We start from the raw sequence: 21,883 nt of genomic DNA, 5'->3' as shown, positions 1-21,883 counted from the left end.
GAAACGCTTTAGGCGCTACCCGCGCGTCTTTCGCAATGCTATCCAAGGCTGGTCCGACTTTTCCTTCAAAGGACTGACCATGCCCAAACCGCTGAACACCATTCGAGTTCTGGACCTGACAAATGTGCTGGCTGGTCCCTTTTGCTGCCATCAACTGGCGCATATGGGCGCCGAGGTCATCAAGGTCGAAGCGACAGGACGCGGCGATCTGGCGAGGCAATTGGGCGCTGACCCGGAATTGAACGCCAAAGGCATGGGCGTTTCCTTCCTGGCGCAGAACGCCGGGAAAAAATCGGTCACGGTGAACCTGAAACACCCGGACGGCAAGGCGCTGTTCTTGCGTTTGGTGCAAACCGCAGATGTGCTTGTCGAAAATTTTCGCCCCGGTGTCATGACACGGCTGGGCTTGGCTTATGAGGTTCTGAAAGAGGTGAACCCGACGTTGGTGTACTGCGCCATTTCCGGATTTGGCCAAGACGGCCCGTGGGTCCATCACCCCGCCTATGACCAGATCGTGCAAGGCGCCTCGGGCGTGATGTCGATCACCGGGGATGAGGACAGCGCGCCTTTGCGCGTTGGTTATCCCATTGCGGATACGGTCGGGGGAATGACAGCCGCCTTTGCGATTGCCTCGGCGCTGAACGCCAATCCGCGCGGTACTTTCCTTGATGTTTCGATGTTGGAGTCGGTGCTGACGACCATGGGCTGGGTCGTCTCAAACCACTTGATCGCCAATGTCGCGCCTGCGGCCAACGGCAACGAAAACCCGACTTCGGCCCCGTCCGGGACTTTCAAGGCCCTGGGCGGCCCGATCAACATCGCCGCCAACAAGGACGAACAATGGGTGCTGCTGACCGATCATCTGGGGCTGGCCGCGCTGCGAGATCGCCCGGAATACGCCACCCGCGAGGATCGCAAGGCCAATCGCATTGCCCTGAGATCAGAGCTGGAGAAAGTTCTGCAAACCCGCAGCGCCCGTGAATGGGAGGCTGAGCTGAGCCGCATCGGCGTGCCTGCGGGCGCAGTCCTGAGCGTACCCGAAGTGCTCCGGGAGCCGCAGGTCGCGGAGCGCGGTTTTCTGCATACCTACGAAGATGTGCCGGGCGTGGGCCGCAATATTCAGGTCGCCACCACAGGCATCAAGCTGGACCACACAGCGCCCACCGTGGACACCCCGCCGCCCCTTCTGGGGCAGCACAACACCGAGATCTGGGGCGAATTGGGCCTGAGCGCAGACGATATAGCAACCCTGAAAGAAGGCGGCGCGATATGAGCAATGATGTTTCGGACTGGTGGAGCACCTCGATCATCGACATGGCGCCCGGCCAGATCCGGATGCGCGGGCGTCCGATCGAAGATCTGATCGGCAACGTCAGCTTTTCGCAGATGATCTGGCTGATGACGCGGGGCGATCTGCCGACCGAAGCGCAATCACGCCTGCTTGAGGCTGCCTTGGTTGCCGCTGTGGATCACGGCCCGCAAGCGCCTTCGATTGCCGCTGCGCGCATGGCGGTGACCTGCGGGCTTGGGTTGAACGGGGCCATGGCAAATGCGGTCAACATGCTGGACGATGTGCACGGCGGCGCGGGCGAACAGGCGGTCGAACTGTATGGCTGGATCGACGAGGCGGTGCAGAGGGGTCAGGATTTGGATGCCGCCACAGGCGAAAAGATCGACCGTTGGCAGTCCGAGCGCAGCAAGTTCATCCCGGGTTTTGGCCATAGATTTCACAAGCCTGAAGACCCCCGCGCACCGCGCCTGTTGGGGCTGGTGGATGAGGCTGCCGCCGAGGGCACGGTTTCGGGCCGGTTTGCGCATATCGGGCGGGCGATGCAGCGCACCCTGAACAGCCGAAAGGGCAAATCGGTGCCGATGAACATCGACGGCGCGACGGCGGTGATCTATGCGGAACTGGGCTTTCCCGGGCCATTGGCGCGCGGTTTGTTCTGCCTGTCACGATCAGTTGGCGCGATGGCGCACGCATGGGAACAGATGCAACAGGGCGGCCGCAACAAAGGCCCGACCCCGCCCGCCTATCGCTGGACCTATACCGGTGATAATCCGATCGACGGGTAACGGGGAGTTTCGGATCGCTTGTGCGATCCGATCCGCCGGGGGCTTTGCCCCCGGACCCCCAAGGTATTTTGGGCCCAAAGAAACCATGGGGGGATCGTATTTGGGGTCAACCTTTGCGTTGAAATGCGATCATTACAAGGGCCAGCAGGGACGATCCCAGCATGAGCAGCAGCGACACTGCGTTCAGCAGAGGCGTCGACCCTTCCTTGAGGCGGTCAAACATGGCGATGGTCAAGGGAGCGTCGGATCCGACCAACATCAGTGTTGTGTTGAAGTTTTCAAAGCTCATTAGGAAGGCCACGACAAAAGCGCCGATCAGAGCTGGAGCCAGGTAAGGCAGAGTCACCGTGCGCACCGCCGTCAGCCGCCCGGCGCCAAGGTTCATGGCAGCCTCTTCCAGTGTCCTGTCGAATTTCTGCAAGCGGGCGGCGATGACCAATGTGGCGATGGTTGCGATGAACGAGAATTGTCCGAGGATTACCAGCGTCAAACCGGGGCGCAGCGCCTCGACATCCCATTCGGCCATATCCCAAAGGCCGTTGGCCACCCGGGACGAAAAGACCAATATCGAGATGCCCAGTACGATCCCCGGTACCACCAGCGGCAGCAACATGAAGATGTACAGAATGCCTTGCCCACGGAAGGTGTAGCGGTTGAACAGAAAAGCGTTCGAGAGCCCTACGGCCACGGCGAGAACCGAAACCCCGACCGCAACCACACCCGAAGTGCCGATGGCTCTGAGAATACCGCGTTCGTGGAAGGCGCCGATCATCGGGCGTTCGGACCCAAAGAACCAACCCCATGTAAACCCCTCCCACGGCAGGGACGGAAACTGGCTGTCGTTGAAGGCAAAGGCGGCAACCACGACCAAGGGCAGCGCGAGAAAGACAAAGAAGACCGTGACATAGGCCGTATAGGCGGCCTGCAGGGCTTTGGGCTGGGGAATGGATGGGATCATGGTGCTTACCCCATTGTCCGTTCAAGTGTCTGCCTGGTCAGCCGCAGCATCCCCCAGACGATCAGCGACGACAGGGCCAGCAGCATAAAGCCAAAGGCCGCGCCCAGCTCCCAGTTAAAGCGGACGATGAACTGCGAATAGATCAGTTCGGTGAACCACAGGCTGTCCTTTCCGCCCAGCATCGTGGGGGTCAGGTAATTTCCAAGGCTCAGCATGAAGACGACGATGCTTCCGGACACGATGCCCGGCGCGGCGTGTGGGATCACGATTTCGCGCATAACCGACAAGTTGCTTCCGCCAAGGTCATAGCCTGCCTCGATCACCTCATCCGGCAGGCTTTCAAGCGTTGTCACCAGCGGCACCACCATAAACAGCATCGAGGTATAGACGAGCCCGACCATGATTGCCGCGTCGTTGTAGAGCATCTCCACCGGACCGCTGACCAAACCGGCCCATTGCAGCAAGTTCGAGATGATCCCGGTTTCGCGCAGCAGGATCATCCAGCCAAAGGTGCGCACCAGTTCGGAGACCCAGAACGGCACAAGGCACAGCAGGAACAGGGCGGAGCGTGTCCGCCCACGCGCGATCTTGGCGATGTAATAGCTGACCGGGAAAGCGATCAGCAAAGTGATCACCGTGGCGACAATGGACATCACCGCGGTGCGCAGAAAGGTCCAGAGGTACAGCGGTTCCTGAAAGAAGGTCCGGTAGTTGGCGAGCGAGATCTGGTATTTCCCGACGCCCACGCGTTCGCGCAGCGAGACAAGGAACATATCAATATGCGGGATCAGGATCAGCAGGCTCAGCCACAAAAGGATCGGCATAAGCAGCAGGATCAATCCAAGGCGGGCGCTGCTTTGCATCACAGCCCCCCAGCGGCGAAGCAGTTGCCTTGATCGCCTGCCCAGCCGATGTGCACGGCATCGCCGCGGGCGATATCGGCAAATTCGCCCGATTGCGGCAGGTTGACCTCGATCTCTTCGCTGCCGGCGGCGACAATGATCCGGCTGGCAGCGCCGTTGAACAAAAGGCTGGTGACTTGCCCTGACAGGCGGTTGTCGAAATGCGCCAGATCATCGGCTTTGCGGCTGATGCGGATTGCCTCGGGGCGGACAAAGACCTGCGCCTTGCTCCCTGCCACCAAAGGCCGGTCATGGGCGGCGGCGCGCATCGCCAGACCACTGTCAGTCTGCACCTGCATGACGTTGCCTTCGGCGCGTTCAACCACGCCGGACCAGCGGTTGGTTTCGCCCACGAACCCGGCAACAAAGGCTGTGGAGGGGCGGTAATAGAGATCGCGGGCGCTGCCCATCTGTTCGAACCGGCCTTCGTTCATCACGGCGATCTTGTCGGACATGACCAAGGCTTCGGACTGGTCGTGGGTGATGTAAACAAAGGTGGTGTCAAAGGCCGCCTGAAGCGCCTTGAGTTCCACTTTCATCCTCTCGCGCAGCTTCAGATCCAGCGCACCAAGCGGTTCGTCCAGCAACAGGACCTCTGGCTCGAGCACCATGCAGCGGGCAATAGCGACGCGCTGCTTTTGCCCGCCAGACAGTTCATCGACCTTGCGGGTGCCGATGCCCGGCAGGCCGATCTTGTCCAGCGCCTCATCGACCTTGCGGGCAATCTGCGCCTTGTCCATGCCGCGGCGGCGCAGGCCGTAGCCGATATTCTCGGCAATATTCATCATCGGGAACAGCGCCAGATGCTGGAACACCATGTTCACCGGGCGCTTGTTCGGCGGTACGTCCAGAACACTGCGGTCGCGGATCAGGATATCGCCCGAGGTCGGCTCGAGAAAACCGGCAATCATGCGCATGATTGTCGTCTTGCCACAGCCGGACGGGCCAAGGATGGAAAAGAACGACCCCTGCGGCACTTCGAAGGACACGTTGTCCACGGCGGTGGTCGCACCAAAGCGTTTCGTCAGATCGCGGCATTCAAGGTCGTTTGTCATGGTCTTCCCGTTCCGTAAGGCGGCCCCCGACCTGCGCCGGGGGCCGCCAAAATCACATCAGTTGGCGACTTTGACGCGGTCCAGCACGCCGCCCTCGATCACTTCGAGACCGGCGGGTACCGGCGGATACCACTTGATGTTGTCGATGGCTTCGGGCGGGAAGCTGGCCTGATACCGCGCCTTCAGATCAGCCGAGGCGAATTCATCCGCCCCCTTCGAGGCGGTAAAGTTGCCTGCCGCTTCGGTGATCTTGGCGGCGATTTCCGGTTGCATGACAAAGTTGATCCACTCATAGGCGACATCATCCGCCTTGCCCTTGGCAGGCAGCGCAAAGGTATCCACCCAGCCCAGCGCACCCGAGGCAGGCGCCACAAAGGTCACATCCGGGTTGTCGGCGTTCAGCTTCCAGCCGCCCGTGTCCCAAGCCATCGAGGCGACAACCTCGCCCGAGCGCACGAGGCCCATCAACTCATCGCCGCCGCCCCAATAGGTTTTGACGTTGGCCTTGCAGGCGATCAGCGCGTCTTCGACCTTGCCCATGATCTCTTCGTATTTGGCCTGATCGTTGTAGGCGGCAAAGGGATCTTCACCCAATGCAAAGGCGAAACCGATCAGCGTCGGACGCTTCAGGCGGTAAGAGACCTTGCCCGCCACGGCATCGCTGCACAGATCGGTATAGTCCTTGACCGCGCCAGCCTCGGCGGTGTTCAGCACCAGACCCGAAGTGCCCCAGACATGAGGCACGCCATAGACTTCGCCATCGACGGTGGTGTTGGCCTTGGTCGCCCCAAACATCGACGGGATGAAGAGATCGGCATTGATCTTGGACAGGTCCATCGGCTTGTAAATGCCAAACTCGGCCTGCGGTCCGGCGATGCGGTCCTGGCTGGGCTGGGCAAGGTCAAAACCGCCGCCGCCGGTTGCGCGCAGCTTGGCAATCATTTCCTCGTTGTTGGACTTGGTGACCTCGACGGTGTGGCCGGTCTGTTCTTCGAACATGGCGACAACGTCGTCGGGGGCGTAGCCGCCCCAGGTCAGTAGACGCAGGGTATCCGCCTGAGCGCTCGCGGCCAGCGCGACACTCATGGCCAAGGCCGATGCGGCCAATGTCAGATGCGTTTTCATGGTAACTCCCATAGCTTGTTTGTTTGTGTTCTGCGCAGTTGCCCTGCGTCTTTAGGTTTTCCGGATCACGGTTTGATGACAGTCAGATGACCGCTTCAAACAGCGCCCGGACGTTCTGCGATGTAAGTTCAACCGGGTTGCCGCCGCAGGACGGATCGGCCAGTGCCATGGGCACAAGATCGTCGATCCTGTCCGCCGTGGCGCCCAGTTCGGACAGCTTACGCGGAATCGCGAAGCTGTCGTTGAAATCCTGCACGAAGGCCCGGAACCCGTCAAAGCCCCCCTCCACCCCGATATAGCTGGCCGCCCGGTCGAAACGGTCGGCGATCATCGGCGCATTCAATTCAAGAACGGCGGGCATACAGACCGCATTCGTGGTGCCGTGGTGGGTGTTGAAGACGGCCCCGATGGGGTGCGACAGCGCGTGGATCGCCCCCAGCCCTTTTTGAAAGGCCGTGGCCCCCATGGCCGCCGCGCTCATCATCTGGGCGCGCGCCTCAAGGTCTGTCCCATCGGCATAGGCGCGCGGCAGGTAGTCAACCACCAGCCGCATCCCCTCCAGCGCGATCCCTTGGGACATCGGATGGTAGAACGGGCTGCTGAACGCCTCGACGCAATGGGCAAAGGCGTCAAGGCCGGTGCCTGCCGTGATGAACTTGGGCATGCCAACCGTCAGTTCAGGGTCGCAGATCACCACCGAGGGCAGCACTTTGGGGTGAAAGATGATCTTTTTCACATGGGTTTCGGAATTGGTGATGACACTCGCGCGCCCCACCTCGGACCCGGTCCCGGCCGTGGTCGGCACGGCAACGATGGGTGCAATTGCATCGGCATCCGCGCGGGTCCACCAATCGCCAATATCCTCGAAGTCCCAGATCGGGCGCGTCTGGCCCGCCATGAAGGCCACCATCTTGCCCAGATCAAGACCCGAGCCGCCGCCAAAGGCGATCACACCGTCATGACCGCCGTCCCGATAGGCGGTGACCCCGGCCTCAAGGTTCTTTTCGTCAGGGTTGGCATCAACCTCCGAGAACAGCGCGCGGCCAAGGCCCGCCGTGTCAAGGATGTCCAGCGCCTGCGCGGTGATCGGCAGATCCGCCAGCCCTTTGTCGGTGACCAGCAACGGCCGTTTGATGCCCGCCTGCGCACAGGCGCCGGGCAATTCCGCGATGCGGCCTGCACCAAATTTGACCGCGGTGGGGTAAGACCAGTTTCCGGTAAGGCTCATTTCGTGACCTTCTTGAGATGGTAGGATTTCGGACGGGTGAGGTTTTGGTAGCCAATCACCGAAAGGCCTCCGCCGCGCCCGGTGTTTTTGCAGCCGGTCCAGCACAGACCAGGATCAAGGTAATCAGCGCGGTTCATGAAGACCGTCCCGGTTTCGATCTGATCGCCGACGCTCTGCGCGCGCTCGACGTCCTGGGTCCACAGGCTGGCGGTCAAACCAAATTCGCTGTCGTTCATCAGGGCGATCGCTTCGGCGTCATCTCTCACGGGCATGATCCCGACCACCGGCCCAAAGCTTTCGTCGCGCATGACCCGCATGGTGTGATCGACCCCCGTCAGGATTTGCGGGGTCAGATAGGCGCCGCCGTCATCCTCCGGAAAGGTCTCGATATGGGCAGTGGCCCCGGCCTCGACGGCCTCGGCGATCTGGGCGCGTACCTCGGCGGCAAAGCGCACGTTGGCCATGGGGCCCAGCGTTGTCGCCTCATCCAAAGGATTGCCCAGCTTGTAGCCGCGCACCACCGCCAGTGCCTTTTCAAGGAAGGACTCGAACAGGCTCTCATGCACATATATCCGTTCGATCCCGCAGCAGCATTGCCCGGAGTTGAACATCGCCCCATCAATCAGCGTATCCACGGCGGCGTCCAGATCCGCGTCCTCCATGACATAGCCCGGATCTTTACCACCGAGCTCGGTCGCCACGCCGGTAAAGGTGCCCGCGGCAGCGCGCTCCATCTGTCGCCCGCCTTCAACTGACCCGGTGAAGTTCACAAAGTCAAAAGCCTGGTCCGCTATCAAGGCTGAGGTGGTGTCGTGATCCAGAAAGACGTTGTCAAAGACTTCAGCGGGCACTCCGACAGCGTGAAAGGCCTGTGCCATCCGCTCGCCGACCAGAAGCGTCTGGGTCGCATGTTTCAAGACAACCACATTGCCCGCGATCAATGCCGGAGCCACCGTGTTGATTGCCGTCATGTAGGGATAGTTCCACGGCGCGACGACAAAGACGACACCATGCGGCACACGTTTTATGTAACGCTTGAAAGTCTCGTCCTCGCCAACGTCGATATCCGCCAGCGCGCCTTTGGCGATCGCCGCCATATGGCTCGCCCGTTCGTTGAATCCGCCGAACTCCCCGCCATATCGCACAGGACGCCCCATCATCCGCGCCAGTTCCGGCACGATGTCATCGTTCATCGCGCCAACGGCGGCGACCCCGGCCATGACCAGATCGATCCGTTCCTGCAAAGGCAGCGCCGCCCATGCGGCCTGCGCCGTGCGCATGGCCTCGACCTTTGCGCGGGCGGCCTCAAAACCCAGCACCTCGCGTTCGGCGAACACCGATCCATCAATCGGCGAGATACATTTCAATGTCTGGCCCATCGCCAAACCTCCACTTGCGCAACAGGGCTCAGACCCTGCTTTTCATCTTGTCAAAAACACCCCGGGGAGCGTGAGGGGCTGGCCCCTCACTCCCCAGCCCTCAAGCCCGCTCGAACCCGCGGGCGATTTCCCAATCGGTCACCACGCGCGCGAATTCTTCGATCTCGACCTCGGCGGCGCGGCAGTAGTGTTCGACCACCTTGTCGCCAAAAGCCGCGCGCATCAGTGTCGAGTCGCGCAGCGCAGCGCGTGCTTCGCCCAGAGTTCCGGGGATAAAGCCCGTTTCGCCCTGATACACATCGCCCTTGGTCGGTGGCTGCAACTCCAACCCCTCTTCGATCCCCGCGATCCCGGCCGCCAGCATGCCAGCCATGGCCAGATAGGGGTTCAGGTCCGATCCCCCGATGCGGCACTCGATCCGGATCGCCTTGCTGCCATCGCCGCACAGTCGGAACCCGGCCGTGCGGTTGTCCACCGACCAGACGATCCGCGTCGGCGCGAAGGTGCCCTTCATGAAACGCTTGTAGCTGTTGATGTAGGGCGCAAGGAAATAGGTGTAATCCGGCGCATATTTCAGCAGCCCCGCGACGTAGTTTTTCATCAGATCGCTCATGCCCAGATCGGCATCCGGATCAAAGAACGCGGGCTTGCCGTCTTTCCACAAAGACTGGTGCACATGGCTGGAACTGCCCACCATGTCGTGGCTCCATTTCGGCAGAAAGCTGACAGCGTGCCCCTGCTGCCAGGCAATTTCCTTGACCGCATGCTTGGCGATACTGTGGTAATCTGCGGTGTCCAGCGCGGCGGCGTACTTGATGTTCAGCTCTTCCTGACCGGCCTCGGCCTCTCCTTTGGAATTCTCGATCGGAATTCCTGCGTTCCACAGATGATTGCGGACCGGGCGCATGACGTGTTCTTCCTTCGTGGTTTGGAAGATGTTGTAATCCTCATTGTACCCGCTGATTGGCGTCAGATCGCGGAAGCCACCCTTGCGGATCTCGTCAAAGCTCTTCTCGAACAGGAAGAACTCCAACTCGGTGGCCATCATGGCGTCAAAGCCCATCTCAGCCAGCCGCGCCACCTGAGACTTCAGCATCGCGCGCGGCGAATGCGGAACGGGTTCGTGCGTGTGGTGATCAAGCACGTCACAAAGCACCATTACGGTCCCCTCAAGCCAAGGCACCGGGCGCAGCGTGGTCAGGTCCGGCTTCATGACGTAATCGCCATAGCCCTTTTCCCAGCTGGTCGCTTCAAAGCCTTCGGGCGTGCTCATCTCCAGATCGGTGGCGAGCAGATAGTTGCAGCAATGGGTTTCTTCCCAAGCACCCGCAACAAAGTGCCCCGCGTGAAAGCGTTTGCCCATCAGGCGCCCCTGCATGTCGACCATGCAGACCAGAACGGTATCCGTTTCTCCCGAGGCAACCGCCGCCTTCAGCTGTTCAAAATTCATCCTGCGTTCCTCTGTCAGGCGTTCTTGATGGTGAGTTTCTCATAGGCGAATTCCACCGTTTCTACCGCCACTTCGTTTCCGTCCGATTTGAGGTCGGTTCCCGTGATCTTTACAGGAAAAGCATTGGTCAGTGTCCAGACCATCGTCGGCTTGGCCTCTTGATCCAAAAGCGAAATCGTCACCGTTTCGCGTTTGATCATGTTCAATTTCATCTGGCTGAACCAACCCCAGAACTTGTTGTCGGAAACGAAGACCCCCTTTTTCATCACGACGTTTCCCGTCTTGTGAATTCCCGGCATCTTGATCCGCGAAAAATCCTGGGAATTCCCCGCGCGGTATTCGAGCGGTTCGGCTTCGACATCCAGTCCCGATACCTCTTGAAACGAGATGTCGCCAATCCCGGCGATGCTCACCGAGAAATAGAACTTGGGTAAAGGCCAGGTAGCGCCCTGCTCTTTGTCGCCATCATCACTCATGTCAAACCTCCGCCTTGGGGAAACGGGGGCCGCGCGAACGGCCCCCGAACCAGTCAGCCATAGCGATACGGGCGCCCGGCCTTTTGCATGTCGGCATTGTACTTCTTGAAGATCTCGACGACCTTGGCCTTGGTCGGGCTTTCGGCGGCGATCTCGTCCCAGAACTTGACGGCGGCCTCTTCGACGGTGGCCCATTCCGCATCCGGGATTGAGGTCAGTTCCATCTTGGTACCGTTCACCCGCAGCGATGCTTCGCCGCCCCAGTACCACCACTGGCGATAGTAATGCGACTGGTCACAGCAGACCCGGAACAGGGTTTTCAGATCTTCCGGAAGCTCATTCCAACGCTCCATATTGGCAAAGAACGACCCGGCCCAGGCGCCAGAGATGTTGTTGGTCAGGAAGTAGTTGGTCACATCGGCCCAGCCAACGGTGTAGTCCTCGGTGATGCCCGACCATGCGATACCGTCCAGTTCGCCGGTCTGGACCGCCACCTCGATGTCTTCCCAAGGCAGGGTGACCGGCACCACGCCGAATTGCGCAAGGAAACGGCCCGCAGTGGGGAAGGTAAAGACGCGCTTGCCCTGAAGGTCCGCGAGGCTGCGGATCGGGTCCTTGGTGGCGAAATGGCACGGGTCCCACGATCCGGCGCTGATGTGTTTGACGCCGACCTTGGAATATTCCTCGTCCCAGATCTCGTTCAAGCCGTACTGGTTGAACAGAACCGGCACATCGAGGCTGTAGCGCGAACCAAAGGGGAAGTAGCCGCCAAAGACCGTGACTTCGGTCGGCGAAGCCATCGAGTCATCGTCCGATTGCACGGCGTCGATGGTGCCGCGCTGCATGGCCTGGAACAGCTCGCCCGTGGGCACCAGCTGATCCGCGTAGAACAGTTCGATCTGCATGCGGTCGCCTGCGATCTGGTTGAACATCTTGATCGCGGGGTCGATCACATGCTCGGCCAGTGCGGGACCGGCATAGGTCTGCATCCGCCACTTGATGGTGGATTGAGCAAGGGCGGGCGTCGCCAGCGCGGCCGCCGGGGCCACCGCGGCACTGGTCAGGAACTTGCGTCTCGTCGTCATTTCAAACACTCCTTGTCAGGTTTTCAGTTATGGTTAGGCCCGTTGCCCGGGTCTTCTGATTGTCAATTCTGATAGACGTAATGCGGCAGCCAAAGCGCAATCTGAGGCAGCAGCATGACCAGCGTCAGCGCGAGGATCATCACCAGCACGAACGGCAGGATCGACCCGTAGATATCCTTCAGCGTGATTTCCGGCGGGGCCATGGCCCGCATCAGGAACAGGTTATAGCCGAACGGCGGGGTCATATAGGCGATCTGCGTGGTGATCGTGTAAAGCACCCCGTACCAGATCAGATCGAACCCCAGCGCCTGAACCAGCGGCACATACAGCGGCGCCACGATCACCAGCATGGCGGTATCGTCCAGAAACGTCCCCATGATGATAAAGCTCAGCTGCATGAGGATCAGGATCACCCAAGGGTCCAGCCCCAGCTTTTCGGTAAACAGCGATTCAATTGCCTTGACCGCGCCCAAACCGTCGAACACCGCGCCAAAGGCCAGCGCCGCAAGGATGATCCACATGAACATGCAGGTGATGCCAAGAGTCATGCGAACACTGGTCTCAAAGACCTGTTTGGTCATCCGCCCCTTGAGCACGGCGGCGGCAAAGGCCGTCAGCGCGCCAATGGCCGAGCTTTCGACAAGGCTTGTCCAGCCGTTCACGAAAGGCACCATCATCGCGGCAAAGATCACCAGCGGCAGCAAGCCCGCGCGCAGCAGACGCAGCTTTTCCGCCATCGGAATATCGCGTTCTTCGGGGGGAAGGACCGGCCCCAGTTCCGGGTTCAACCGACAGCGGATGGCGATATAGGCGATGAACATCGCCGCCATCATCAGCCCCGGCACAACCCCCGCCAGCCACAGCTGGCCCACGGGTTGCCGCGCAATCATGGCATAGAGCACGAGCACGACCGAAGGCGGCACCAGGATCCCCAAACTGGAGCCCGCCTGAATGACCCCGGTCACCATCCGTTTGTCATAGTTGCGCTTCAGCAGTTCTGGCAGGGCGATCGTCGCACCAATCGCCATACCCGCCACGCTTAGCCCGTTCATCGCGGAAATCAGCACCATCAGGCCAATCGTGCCGATGGCAAGACCGCCGCGCAGGCCGCCCATCCAGACGTGAAACATCTTGTACAGATCGTCCGCGATCTTGGATTCCGACAGCACGTAGCCCATGAAAATGAACATCGGCAGGGTCAGCAGCGGGTACCATTTCATCAGCTTCATGGCGCTGGAAAACGCGAGGTCATAACCGCCCCGGTCGCCCCAAAGTGCCAGCGCCGCGATCACCGCGACAAAGCCGATCGCGCCAAAAACGCGCTGCCCGGTCAAAAGCATCGCCATCATCGTGGCGAACATGAAGATCGCGATCATCTCATACGACATCGGTTGCGATCTCCTCTCCGCGCAAGCGCAGGATGTCCTTGAACAGTTCTGACACCGCCTGAAGCAACATCAGGAAAATGCCGATGCACATCACCACTTTGATTGGCCACAGATAGGGGCGCCATGCGGTCGGACTGCGCTCGCCACCATATTTGAAGGCGTATTCGGTGCTGTCGATCCCACCCCACAGCAGCACAGCCAGATAGAAGATCAGGAAGCATACGGTCACGATATCGACGGCCGCTTTGCGCCGTGTCGACCATTCACCGTACAGCAGGTCCATCCGCACGTTCGAGCCCATCTGGATCGAATATGGCCCGCCAAGGATGTAGTAGCCCACCATAAAGAACTGGGCCATTTCCAGCGTCCAAAGCGATGGGTTGAAGAAGGTCTTGGAGATCGAAGACCAAAGCAGCACCGCCATCAGGGCAAAGATGCCGTACATGGTCACCCGCCCGATGGCGCGATTGATCCTGTCCACCACAGTGATGTAGCTGCGCAGCGCTTTCATGCGGCGCCCCCCGAGGTCGCCCGCGCGATCGCGGCGCTCAGCGTCTGGGCCAGATGATCCGCGACAACTTCGGCCTTTGCCTCGGTGTCGATCAAATCGTTGCGGACCTCAATCATGACCGCGTTCAATCCGCGCGCCTCTGCATGTTTCTGCAAGGTATATGTCACCCCATCGCTCGCGGAATAGGGCGCGTTGACCGCCGCCTTCATCACGCCCTGTTCCGTTTCGATATCGACTGCTGCCTCGGCAATTTCGCCGCGCGTATGGAAGAGGAAGCCAAGCTCGATCTCGCGCCGCTTGCCGAAATAGACAGGCGTAAAGCTGTGCACAGTGATCAAAGTAACTGACTGTTCCGAAGCGGCGGCGCGCGCGGTCATCACCCTTTCCACTGCAGCATGAAAGGGCGTGTGAATGCGGTCAAAACGTGCTTTCCGGTCCGCAAAGTTCAGATCCGCGTTCCCCGGCACATCATAAATCTCGCTTTTTGCCGGAATGCTGTCGGGGGCTTCAAGCGGGCGGTTGCAGTCATAGACCAACCGGGAAATCTGCCCTGCGACCAGCGGCGCGTTCAGCCGCACGCTCAGACGTTTGGCCAAATCCAATGCCCCAATGTCCCAGGCCACATGCGAATGGCGCGCCTCATCACTGATCCCTAGCCCTTTCAGGGCGGGCGGGATAAAGGCCGAGGCATGTTCACACACCAGCACCACAGGCGCGGTGCCGTCCTCGCCCAGAACCGCCGCCGCAGGCCAGTCCAGCGCATCCATTTCTTGTCCCCCATCGATCATTGTGTAAAGATCACTACAGGGCGACACTGAATGTCAACATCGTTTCTTTTGGCGTAAGGGCAGCGGGAGTCAAAATGACCAAGGCAACGGCAACTTCGGCAGGCACTCCGTTGATCCGGGACATGCTGAAGGACCAGCACGCAAACTTTACGGCCGCCGAACGCCGACTGGCTGCGACGCTTCTGGACGATTCTCTGGTGGGCGGTCTCCAGTCGATCACGCGCCTGGCCGAACGCGCCGAAGTCTCGACCGCGTCGGTGGTGCGTCTGGCGCGGAAACTGGGGTTTGACGGGTTTTCGGATTTCCAGAACGCCATCCGGGACGAAGTCGCCGCGCGAGTGAAGGAACCCCTCGCCAAGCTGGAAACATCGGAACTGTCCGGCCGCAGCGATCATATCATCAGCCGCTTTGCCCTTGCCATGTCGCGCAATATCAACGCCACGATTGACCGGCTGGATGTCGAGGAATTTGAAAAAGTCACCGACCTTCTGTCCGACCCAAAGCGGCACATTTATCTTATGGGCGGACGGATCACGCGTTCCAACGCCAACTACTTTTTCAACCACCTGCAAATCATCCGGCCCGCCGTCTCCTTGCTGGATTCCTCGCCCAGCGTCTGGCCGCAATCTCTGCTGGATATGGATGAAAACGCCACGCTGGTCGTCTTTGATATTCGCCGTTACGAGCGGCAACTGGAACGATTGGCCAAGCTGGTGGTCGATCAGGGCGGCAATATCGTCCTGTTCACCGACCAATGGGGCTCTCCGATCGAGACGCACGCCAGCTATTGCTTCCGCAGCATGGTCGAGGCGCCCTCAAGCTGGGATTCGACCCTTGCGATCAATTTTCTGATCGAAGCGCTGGTCGCTGGCATTCAGGCCCGGTCGTCCAGCACGGAACGGATCGCCGCCCTTGAAGAGATGATCGGCGCTGCCCGCATCTTTCGCGGCGTGTAACACCCGCGTTCCCGCAGGGTGAAGAAAGGCACGCCATTGGACCTGTGATCGCGGCAGGAGAGCCGATCGAGCGCCATTTTGGCAAAACCGCCGATCCAATATTTATTTAAGCGCCTTAAACAGAAAAAGGCGCAAACTTTTTAGGTCGCAATTGGCGGCAATCAGAGCCTCAAAGGCTGCCTTTGGAAAGTCGTACTCGTAAAAATAATTGATTGAATCGCAAAAACAACCCAGAATAGATTTATTGCAGCGGGGTACATTATGGATCGAAGGCAGTTCATCATCACGGCCAGCGTGGCCTCTGGCGCCTTGCCCGGTGTGCTTCCCGCAGGGTCTTGCGAAGGCCAACAATTCGCAAAGGCAACCCTGTCGCCAGAGTATCTGGGACAGGTTGCGAACGCGGTTCGGGTCAACTTTGGACCCGGCTTTCGCGTGATTTCCGCAAAGCCTCAAACCAGAAAACTGGCGGCGGTGATCGAAAATCGCGGCAACCGCTTTCTTGTGGTGTCAACCGACCTGAAACGCTGGGAGATCGTGACCTCCACGGATCTCTGACCATACGATTACCGCTGTTTTTTGCACTGTATTTCACCTGACTATTTCGCGCCGGGGGGCAAAAGGCATGTACGAAAACATCACACGGATCAGAGTGCATCCCGGTATCGGGATCGCGCGGCTGGGGGACAGCGATGAGTATTTCATCGGTCCCGAAGCCCCCGGCCAGATCGTCGATCCCGGCGCCCCTGCGGATGGCCCTCCCGGTCCGGGCCCTGACGGCGGCAGCTATCGAGACGATCAGATGCGTTTGAAACGGCAGGCTCAGCGGTTCCGCATCTATGCCTATGACGCCTCGGGCACCTGCGTTGGTGAGCTGACGCGAGACCAATGCGAATCAATCGAATGGCGCGTCCATGTGCGCAACATGAAGGCCGCAAATTATGCCTTTCAGGGGGCCTACCTTTTTGACCCCGACCAGCTTCGCAACCCGAACATTCAGGGCGATATCCCTGACCCGATCAACCGGACTGACCTGATCATCGACCCCGGCGTCCAGACCATCGCGCAGGATGCAGAGGGCGATGTGGTTCTGGCGGGCGATGTCTTTACCAATGTCACCGAAAGCCAATTGCCGGGCTATCTGGACTATGACGATCCGGACCTGTGCAACCGTGATCCAAGCGAGTTTGTCACCGTCACCTACACCCCTGCCACCAATGTTGAAATCGGGCGGATCAGGGTCGATGACGCAGGCAGGCTTGTGTTCATTGCCGGGCCCGGACAGGCCGATTGCGTCACCACGCCCAAGATCAAACTGTCCAACCCCAGCGAACACTACCAGCCGCCAAATGGCCCGGTGCTTGAGGACGCAGGCTATCAACCGCTGGTCAACCAGTTCGCCTATTTCAACGTGCCGGGCTGGTGGGACGACACCTGCGGCGGCGAGATCGACGCGACGGTGGTGCTGACAGACGGCCGGGTTCTGAGCACCCGTGACAATGTCGCGTCCCCCGGTGAAGATGGCACCCGCAACGCAAACAACGGCGGCTGGATCGTCACGGCCCCGCCGAAATACGCGCCCTACATGTACCATGTCGTTTCGATCAAGGACCGGGTGTTCGAGGCCTTCCCCGAGGCCGACCCCAACCACGGAACGATGACCAACTTTTACCGCGACATCTATCCGGTGCTCGCGCGCGCCGTGAACTACGGCTGGGTCAGCGCCGAGGCTGGGGGTGTCACACCGCAGAACCGCAATCTGGCACATGGGCCAAAGCAGGCCGGCAACCTGCTCAGCGAAAAGAACCTTGCGGTCTTTACCGATCCTTCGGACGCCAGCAAGTTCGCGCGCCAGCAGATTTACAAGCTTATGCGTCAGGCCGAGGGCGGCACGCTGCGTGACACCCTGCCGCCCGCGCCGCCAGCCAAGGCAGGGCCTCCGGTGAAAAGCGACCGGGTGGCGCGGGGCAACAAGATGCCCAAGCTTTGGGGATCAGGTGGCAAGCCCCTGCAGAACGCGCAACTGGGCAACGATCTGCCCAACCAATACCTGAGCCTGACGCGAAACGATCTGGACAGGCTGAAAGACTGGGCCGAGGGCAACTTTGAGGTGGGCACGCTGCAACAACCGCAGCCACTTGAGTCCTATCCGGTTGCCGAGCAGCCTTTGGCGATGGATTGCGCAGCGCTTGAGCCGACCATTGGGGGCGGCTTTCACCCGGGGATCGAATTCCCTTACCTGATTTGCTACCCCGAGCTTTTCGCCGAGGCGTTCCGCGTTGCCCAAGGCACCGAGCCGGGATCTGTGGCAGCCTATATGTCCAGCCCGTGGCATGGCGATTACTGGTCGTGCAACACCGCATGGTGGCCGGTCCAACGCCCCGAGATCGTTTTTCAATACGACGCCGAAACCGGTTCGCGTACGTACAAGGAATGGTTCCGGGGCTACGATGACTATGGCCAGCCACTGTCCGGAACCGACGGCTACGATCAGATGGTCTTTGCTTGGCCCAAGCTGGGAATGGTTTTGCCGGTAAAGGATGCGGGCGGCGGATTTGTCACCCAGAACGGCTCGGTCGTTTATTCGGAATTCCAGCGCGATCCATCCTTGAACGAGCCGCCCGAGAACCCCAAACCCGTCGCCTGCCCGACAAACCCTGACCAGAACGATGCCTGATCTGGACGCCATAATCGTCGGCGCTGGCCCCGCCGGATGCGCGGCGGCCATCCCGCTGGCCCGCGCCGGGCACCGGGTTTTGCTTTTGGAACATCGCCAGGTGCCAAGGTTCAACATCGGCGAGACGCTGCCCCCCATGGCCCTTGGGTGTGCCGAACGCCTGCTGGGACCGCTTGGCGCAGCCTTGGCCGATTGTTCTTACGAGACCCGGGGCAACATCTCGATCTGGGGCCACGAAAGCCCCGCAATCCAGGACTTCTTCTTTTCGCCGGACGGCTGCGGGCTGTGCCTTGATCGCGGCGGGTTCGACCATGCGCTGAGACAGGCCGCAGAAGGTGCCGGGGCGCATCTGCGATCCGGGGCCAAGGTGCTGGAGTGCCGTTGGGATGCGGAAAAGAACCAGTGGGCTGTCTCATACCAGATTGGCCAGCAGCACCACGAAGCCAATGGCAGCTTTTTGCTGGACGCGACGGGCCGCCGGGGCGAAATCGCCCGCGGCCTTGGGATGCACTACACAACAACCGACGCTCTGTTCGCCTTTGCCATGAGCTTTGGCACCACGGCGGATACCGATAACGACAGGTTCACACGGATCGAAGCCTGCCCTTTCGGGTGGTGGTACAGCAATGCCCTGCCCGGCCGCAGCGGTGAACGGATTGTGGTTCTGCACACCGACCGCGATCTGCCCGAGGCCGCCTTGGCGCGAACACCGGACGGTTTCCTGCGCCTGTTGGGGCAGTCAACGATGATCCGCGAACATCTGGCCGCAAATGGCTACGGCCCTATGACATCGAAACTGCGCGGCGCGGCGGCGGGCAGTGATTTTCTTGACGGCCCGCAACCCGAGGCTTTTTTCGCAGTGGGCGACGCCGCCCAAAGCCTTGATCCGCTGTCGTCGCAGGGGCTGTATCAGGCGCTGCAGTCCGGCTCGCTCGCAGCCAGCAATATCCGACTGGCACTGGCGCGGAACCAGTCCGAAGCGGCGACAACACATTTCCGGCAAATGCAAAGTCAGGTTCGCGCAAAGTACCTGCGCGAGTACTGCCATTTCTACGAAGCGGAACGGCGCTGGATTCAAGCGCCATTCTGGGCACGGCGCCACAGGCGAACCGCAAATATCTTTCAGGGCTCGGCAAGGGATGCATTGGTATGATCAAGATTTTCAGAACTTCCATCTTTCTCGTGCTGACAATCTTCGGCGCCTCGGCCGCACTTGCCAACGATGGGCTGACGGTGCCCCCTCCGGTCTTTCAAAACGGCGACACGCCAAGCCAGCCGCTGCCCGAAGGTGGCGCGCAGGCGCAGGGCTTTGTCGATTTCTTCAACCAGACCTATCTGAAGGGCGGCCCGCAGATCGACCTTTTGAGCAAGGGCAACGTGGTTTGGTTCCCGCCGCAAAGCGCCGGGGACACCTCGCTTGAGCTTGTGGTGCGCGAGACGCCCGGCAACCCGGCGAACTGCGAGCCCGGTGATCCGGACTATCCCCCGCAAGGGTATCCCATCGTCTGCCGCAATGATTTTTCCACCGGCGAATTCTGTCAGGCTTGCCATGACAGCGCGTTGTTCGTCGAAGGCGGTGGTCTGCCCGAGATGATGTATACCTCGAAAGAGGAGCACCAAGTCTGGCTGGCCAACTGGTCTCAGTACGGAGACTGGAGCGCCAATATCATGCGCCTCGCCACCCGTGATCCAATTTGGCAGGCACAGATCGAAACCGAGACAAACAAACATCCCTTTGCCGATCCGCATGTCATTCAGGACGTGTGCTTCAGCTGCCATGGCGAAATGGGCGAGCGCCAGCTTGAATTCGATCACGGCGCGGATACGCCGTTTTGCACAGACGTCTTTTATGCGACTTTGCCGGGAATTCTGTCAGGCAAAGAGCGCGGCAAGCCATTTCCGTTTTCCGCAGACTGCGCGCCGATTGAGGGCAAGCCCGTCGCCGATCATCCGGAACTCTATGCCAAATACGGCTCGCTTGCCCGCGACGGCGTGTCTTGCGAAACCTGCCACCGCATCGGGCCTTCGAATGGCGGCGGTCAGTGGTCACCCAGCACCGATCCGCAAAGCTATGACGTCTTCTACGGGCCGAACACCTTCAACGTGGACATGCGCCAACCCTCTGAACAGAAGGTGCCGCTTCAGCACGAATTCACGGCGACCTTCCAATATGACATGGACAACATCATGACGCCGGACCCGGTGCATGCGCTTGATCCCGCTCCGATGTGGAATGACGATGCGCTGGCAATTTCTCAGGCGCTGGATACGGACAGTGGTGTCAGCTATCTCAGCCAATCGGTTTTGTGTGGCGCTTGTCATGTGCTGATCGTCCCCGAGATCCCGACCTCGTTCAAACCCGGCGGTCCGTTGCCCGACAGCACGCCGGAACTCAAGAAAATGTACCCCTTCTATGACCGTCCGGAGGCCTGCGGCGACGCCACAACCTTTGCACCTGCGACGCGCGGGGAATACGGCAATCCATTGACGGATCAATGTGTAACGCTGGGCTATGAGCAGGCAACCTATCTGGAATGGATCAACAGCGATTTCGCCAGCGAAGGCGACAACGGCAATACCTGTCAGGGCTGCCACATGCCGCTGGTGACCGATCCCAATGACCCCACCAACCACACGGCCATCATGGCGCAATCAACCGAGGGGCTGACCCCCAAGACCTATCGCCGCCACCGCCTGATGGGGATCAACCTGCCGGTTTTCGAGATGTTCATGCAGTTCCCCGATGTGCTGGGAGTGTCGACCTATGACGACAACGTGCCCGACTACGCCACCACGCCGATGGGCGAGGAAATGGCCGTGATCCAGAACTATCTGCTGAATGGACAGATGGCGATTGTCCAACAGGCCACAAGTCAAGCCAATGGCAATGGTCTGGTGCCGGACACCACCACCCCCGACCCGCAGGCCGCCGTCGAGATCGAGATCGTCTCGCTTGCTACAACGGGCAATACGGTCAACGCACAGCTATCGCTGGTTAACAATGCCGGGCACAAGTTCCCTTCCGGGGCTGGCTTTCGGCGCGGTTTCATCAAGTTCGAGGTGCTGGACGCAGGCGGCAACATTCTTTGGGTTTCGGGTCAAACCAATCCCTATGGTGCGATCTGCAACGGCGTTTGCATGCAAAATCCCGACGGAACTTACAATCTGTTGCCGAGTGAAACACCAAATGGCAAGCCGGCCAATTTGCAACCGCATCGCGAGGTGATCACCGCGCAAGATCAGGTTCAGATCTATGAGGTGCAGGCCGTCGATGACACTGGCACACTGACCTCGCGGACACTGGCGCTTTTCCACGACGCCAAGGACAATCGCATCCTGCCCAAGGGCTTCCAATTGCCCAGCGTCCTTGGCTGTGATGCCAACCCCGGCGCCGGAACGACGATTTTCGGCATCGATCAGTGCACCGCCGCCTACGCCACCGAGCCACAGCGCGACCCCTTGGTGCCCGGTAGCGCCATCGACAAGGATCCCTACTACAACGATCCGGCGCTGGCCGGGGGGGATCTGATTTCCTATGAAATCACACTTGAGGAAGGCGCCAAGCCAGCCTCGGTCCGGGTGTCGATGGAGTATCAGACCATCCCGCCGGGCTTTCTGGCCGGAAGATTTCAGGACGGATTTGTCGAAGGCCACGGCCATCTTCCGGCGACCGAGCGCAGTATCTACCTGACCAGCCACCTGAACACCAACCTTGATCTGGTCAGTGAGCATCCGGACAACACCGATCTGCGCTTTTCCCAGAACTGGACGTCAACGATCTATCAGGCTCAGGCCGCGATCCCGGACTGAGCGGTTCGCCTGACGGCCCGAT

19 protein-coding genes are annotated in these 21,883 nt (G+C 60.2%); 7 read left to right on the top strand and 12 right to left on the bottom strand.

Translation table 11 applies throughout. The features are described from left to right. Positions 1-79: 79 nt before the first annotated feature. Together ACOYQJ_RS15930 and ACOYQJ_RS15925 are read left to right on the top strand one after the other, a co-directional pair. A complete protein-coding gene (locus ACOYQJ_RS15930) occupies positions 80-1,273 on the top strand; it encodes a CaiB/BaiF CoA transferase family protein (RefSeq protein WP_422907030.1) in 1,194 nt (397 codons plus the stop codon). Then, entirely contained in the window at positions 1,270-2,076 is an 807-nt protein-coding gene (locus ACOYQJ_RS15925; protein WP_422907029.1) for a citryl-CoA lyase, read from the top strand. Before ACOYQJ_RS15930 ends, ACOYQJ_RS15925 begins: the two co-directional genes overlap by 4 nt. Before the next feature lie 106 nt (positions 2,077-2,182). Here ACOYQJ_RS15925 and ACOYQJ_RS15920 read toward each other — a convergent pair whose 3' ends face one another. The 12 genes from ACOYQJ_RS15920 to ACOYQJ_RS15865 form a co-directional block, all read right to left on the bottom strand. Then, the gene (locus ACOYQJ_RS15920) at positions 2,183-3,034 is read right to left on the bottom strand and encodes an ABC transporter permease (RefSeq protein ID WP_422907028.1); all 852 of its coding nucleotides are present in this window, start codon (positions 3,032-3,034) and stop codon (positions 2,183-2,185) included. Positions 3,035-3,039: 5 nt separating this feature from the next. Beyond that, complete coding sequence (locus ACOYQJ_RS15915; RefSeq protein WP_422907027.1) at positions 3,040-3,897, bottom strand: ABC transporter permease; 858 nt, start codon at positions 3,895-3,897, stop codon at positions 3,040-3,042. Further along, positions 3,897-4,991 (bottom strand): ABC transporter ATP-binding protein, encoded by a 1,095-nt coding sequence (locus tag ACOYQJ_RS15910; protein WP_422907026.1) that lies wholly within the window; start codon positions 4,989-4,991, stop codon positions 3,897-3,899. The genes ACOYQJ_RS15915 and ACOYQJ_RS15910 overlap by 1 nt, the downstream gene beginning before the upstream one ends. Positions 4,992-5,048: 57 nt before the next feature. Continuing rightward, the gene (locus ACOYQJ_RS15905; RefSeq protein WP_422907046.1) at positions 5,049-6,077 is read right to left on the bottom strand and encodes an extracellular solute-binding protein; all 1,029 of its coding nucleotides are present in this window, start codon (positions 6,075-6,077) and stop codon (positions 5,049-5,051) included. 121 nt (positions 6,078-6,198) lie between these two features. Next, positions 6,199-7,344, bottom strand: coding sequence for an iron-containing alcohol dehydrogenase (locus tag ACOYQJ_RS15900; RefSeq protein WP_422907025.1), 1,146 nt, complete (start codon positions 7,342-7,344; stop codon positions 6,199-6,201). After that, positions 7,341-8,723 (bottom strand): aldehyde dehydrogenase family protein, encoded by a 1,383-nt coding sequence (locus ACOYQJ_RS15895; protein WP_422907024.1) that lies wholly within the window; start codon positions 8,721-8,723, stop codon positions 7,341-7,343. Before ACOYQJ_RS15895 ends, ACOYQJ_RS15900 begins: the two co-directional genes overlap by 4 nt. Before the next feature lie 100 nt (positions 8,724-8,823). Beyond that, complete coding sequence (locus ACOYQJ_RS15890) at positions 8,824-10,173, bottom strand: glutamine synthetase family protein (protein ID WP_422907023.1); 1,350 nt, start codon at positions 10,171-10,173, stop codon at positions 8,824-8,826. Between the two features lie 14 nt (positions 10,174-10,187). Next, on the bottom strand, positions 10,188-10,649 hold the full coding sequence (locus ACOYQJ_RS15885; RefSeq protein ID WP_422907022.1) for a phage tail protein: 462 nt from the start codon (positions 10,647-10,649) through the stop codon (positions 10,188-10,190). 53 nt (positions 10,650-10,702) lie between these two features. Beyond that, entirely contained in the window at positions 10,703-11,734 is a 1,032-nt protein-coding gene (locus ACOYQJ_RS15880) for a TRAP transporter substrate-binding protein (RefSeq protein WP_422907021.1), read from the bottom strand. 62 nt (positions 11,735-11,796) lie between these two features. Next, positions 11,797-13,122 carry a TRAP transporter large permease gene (locus ACOYQJ_RS15875; protein WP_422907020.1) on the bottom strand — a complete coding sequence of 442 codons (1,326 nt, stop codon included), beginning with the start codon at positions 13,120-13,122 and terminating at the stop codon, positions 11,797-11,799. Beyond that, positions 13,112-13,633 (bottom strand): TRAP transporter small permease subunit, encoded by a 522-nt coding sequence (locus ACOYQJ_RS15870; protein WP_422907019.1) that lies wholly within the window; start codon positions 13,631-13,633, stop codon positions 13,112-13,114. The genes ACOYQJ_RS15875 and ACOYQJ_RS15870 overlap by 11 nt, the downstream gene beginning before the upstream one ends. Beyond that, positions 13,630-14,421: an N-formylglutamate amidohydrolase gene (locus tag ACOYQJ_RS15865; RefSeq protein WP_422907018.1), complete on the bottom strand. Its 792-nt coding sequence runs from the start codon at positions 14,419-14,421 to the stop codon at positions 13,630-13,632. Before ACOYQJ_RS15865 ends, ACOYQJ_RS15870 begins: the two co-directional genes overlap by 4 nt. 74 nt (positions 14,422-14,495) lie before the next feature. Between ACOYQJ_RS15865 and ACOYQJ_RS15860 the strand changes: the two genes are divergently transcribed. From ACOYQJ_RS15860 to ACOYQJ_RS15840, 5 genes are all read left to right on the top strand, one after another. Further along, on the top strand, positions 14,496-15,377 hold the full coding sequence (locus tag ACOYQJ_RS15860; RefSeq protein WP_422907017.1) for a MurR/RpiR family transcriptional regulator: 882 nt from the start codon (positions 14,496-14,498) through the stop codon (positions 15,375-15,377). A 261-nt stretch (positions 15,378-15,638) separates the two neighbouring features. After that, on the top strand, positions 15,639-15,932 hold the full coding sequence (locus tag ACOYQJ_RS15855; protein WP_422907016.1) for a hypothetical protein: 294 nt from the start codon (positions 15,639-15,641) through the stop codon (positions 15,930-15,932). Positions 15,933-15,999: 67 nt separating this feature from the next. Next, a complete protein-coding gene (locus tag ACOYQJ_RS15850; RefSeq protein WP_422907015.1) occupies positions 16,000-18,051 on the top strand; it encodes a LodA/GoxA family CTQ-dependent oxidase in 2,052 nt (683 codons plus the stop codon). Beyond that, the gene (locus tag ACOYQJ_RS15845) at positions 18,044-19,204 is read left to right on the top strand and encodes a tryptophan 7-halogenase (RefSeq protein WP_422907014.1); all 1,161 of its coding nucleotides are present in this window, start codon (positions 18,044-18,046) and stop codon (positions 19,202-19,204) included. Before ACOYQJ_RS15850 ends, ACOYQJ_RS15845 begins: the two co-directional genes overlap by 8 nt. Further along, positions 19,201-21,861 carry a hypothetical protein gene (locus ACOYQJ_RS15840; RefSeq protein WP_422907013.1) on the top strand — a complete coding sequence of 887 codons (2,661 nt, stop codon included), beginning with the start codon at positions 19,201-19,203 and terminating at the stop codon, positions 21,859-21,861. The genes ACOYQJ_RS15845 and ACOYQJ_RS15840 overlap by 4 nt, the downstream gene beginning before the upstream one ends. Positions 21,862-21,883: the final 22 nt, after the last annotated feature.

The sequence above is a fragment of the Pacificoceanicola algae genome (genome assembly GCF_049341065.1).
Lineage (GTDB): Bacteria > Pseudomonadota > Alphaproteobacteria > Rhodobacterales > Rhodobacteraceae > Pacificoceanicola.
This window is presented reverse-complemented; position numbering and strand designations above follow the sequence as displayed.

What these genes read in the sequence shown, in the direction of transcription:
- ACOYQJ_RS15905 (WP_422907046.1), bottom strand. Translation starts at nt 6,077, where the DNA reads ATGAGTGTCGCGCTGGCCGCGAGCGCTCAGGCGGATACCCTGCGTCTA.
- ACOYQJ_RS15855 (WP_422907016.1), top strand. Translation starts at nt 15,639, where the DNA reads ATGGATCGAAGGCAGTTCATCATCACGGCCAGCGTGGCCTCTGGCGCC.
- ACOYQJ_RS15910 (WP_422907026.1), bottom strand. Translation starts at nt 4,991, where the DNA reads ATGACAAACGACCTTGAATGCCGCGATCTGACGAAACGCTTTGGTGCG.
- ACOYQJ_RS15885 (WP_422907022.1), bottom strand. Translation starts at nt 10,649, where the DNA reads ATGAGTGATGATGGCGACAAAGAGCAGGGCGCTACCTGGCCTTTACCC.
- ACOYQJ_RS15890 (WP_422907023.1), bottom strand. Translation starts at nt 10,173, where the DNA reads ATGAATTTTGAACAGCTGAAGGCGGCGGTTGCCTCGGGAGAAACGGAT.
- ACOYQJ_RS15840 (WP_422907013.1), top strand. Translation starts at nt 19,201, where the DNA reads ATGATCAAGATTTTCAGAACTTCCATCTTTCTCGTGCTGACAATCTTC.
- ACOYQJ_RS15920 (WP_422907028.1), bottom strand. Translation starts at nt 3,034, where the DNA reads ATGATCCCATCCATTCCCCAGCCCAAAGCCCTGCAGGCCGCCTATACG.
- ACOYQJ_RS15865 (WP_422907018.1), bottom strand. Translation starts at nt 14,421, where the DNA reads ATGATCGATGGGGGACAAGAAATGGATGCGCTGGACTGGCCTGCGGCG.
- ACOYQJ_RS15860 (WP_422907017.1), top strand. Translation starts at nt 14,496, where the DNA reads ATGACCAAGGCAACGGCAACTTCGGCAGGCACTCCGTTGATCCGGGAC.
- ACOYQJ_RS15870 (WP_422907019.1), bottom strand. Translation starts at nt 13,633, where the DNA reads ATGAAAGCGCTGCGCAGCTACATCACTGTGGTGGACAGGATCAATCGC.
- ACOYQJ_RS15915 (WP_422907027.1), bottom strand. Translation starts at nt 3,897, where the DNA reads ATGCAAAGCAGCGCCCGCCTTGGATTGATCCTGCTGCTTATGCCGATC.
- ACOYQJ_RS15930 (WP_422907030.1), top strand. Translation starts at nt 80, where the DNA reads ATGCCCAAACCGCTGAACACCATTCGAGTTCTGGACCTGACAAATGTG.
- ACOYQJ_RS15895 (WP_422907024.1), bottom strand. Translation starts at nt 8,723, where the DNA reads ATGGGCCAGACATTGAAATGTATCTCGCCGATTGATGGATCGGTGTTC.
- ACOYQJ_RS15900 (WP_422907025.1), bottom strand. Translation starts at nt 7,344, where the DNA reads ATGAGCCTTACCGGAAACTGGTCTTACCCCACCGCGGTCAAATTTGGT.
- ACOYQJ_RS15850 (WP_422907015.1), top strand. Translation starts at nt 16,000, where the DNA reads ATGTACGAAAACATCACACGGATCAGAGTGCATCCCGGTATCGGGATC.
- ACOYQJ_RS15925 (WP_422907029.1), top strand. Translation starts at nt 1,270, where the DNA reads ATGAGCAATGATGTTTCGGACTGGTGGAGCACCTCGATCATCGACATG.
- ACOYQJ_RS15875 (WP_422907020.1), bottom strand. Translation starts at nt 13,122, where the DNA reads ATGTCGTATGAGATGATCGCGATCTTCATGTTCGCCACGATGATGGCG.
- ACOYQJ_RS15845 (WP_422907014.1), top strand. Translation starts at nt 18,044, where the DNA reads ATGCCTGATCTGGACGCCATAATCGTCGGCGCTGGCCCCGCCGGATGC.
- ACOYQJ_RS15880 (WP_422907021.1), bottom strand. Translation starts at nt 11,734, where the DNA reads ATGACGACGAGACGCAAGTTCCTGACCAGTGCCGCGGTGGCCCCGGCG.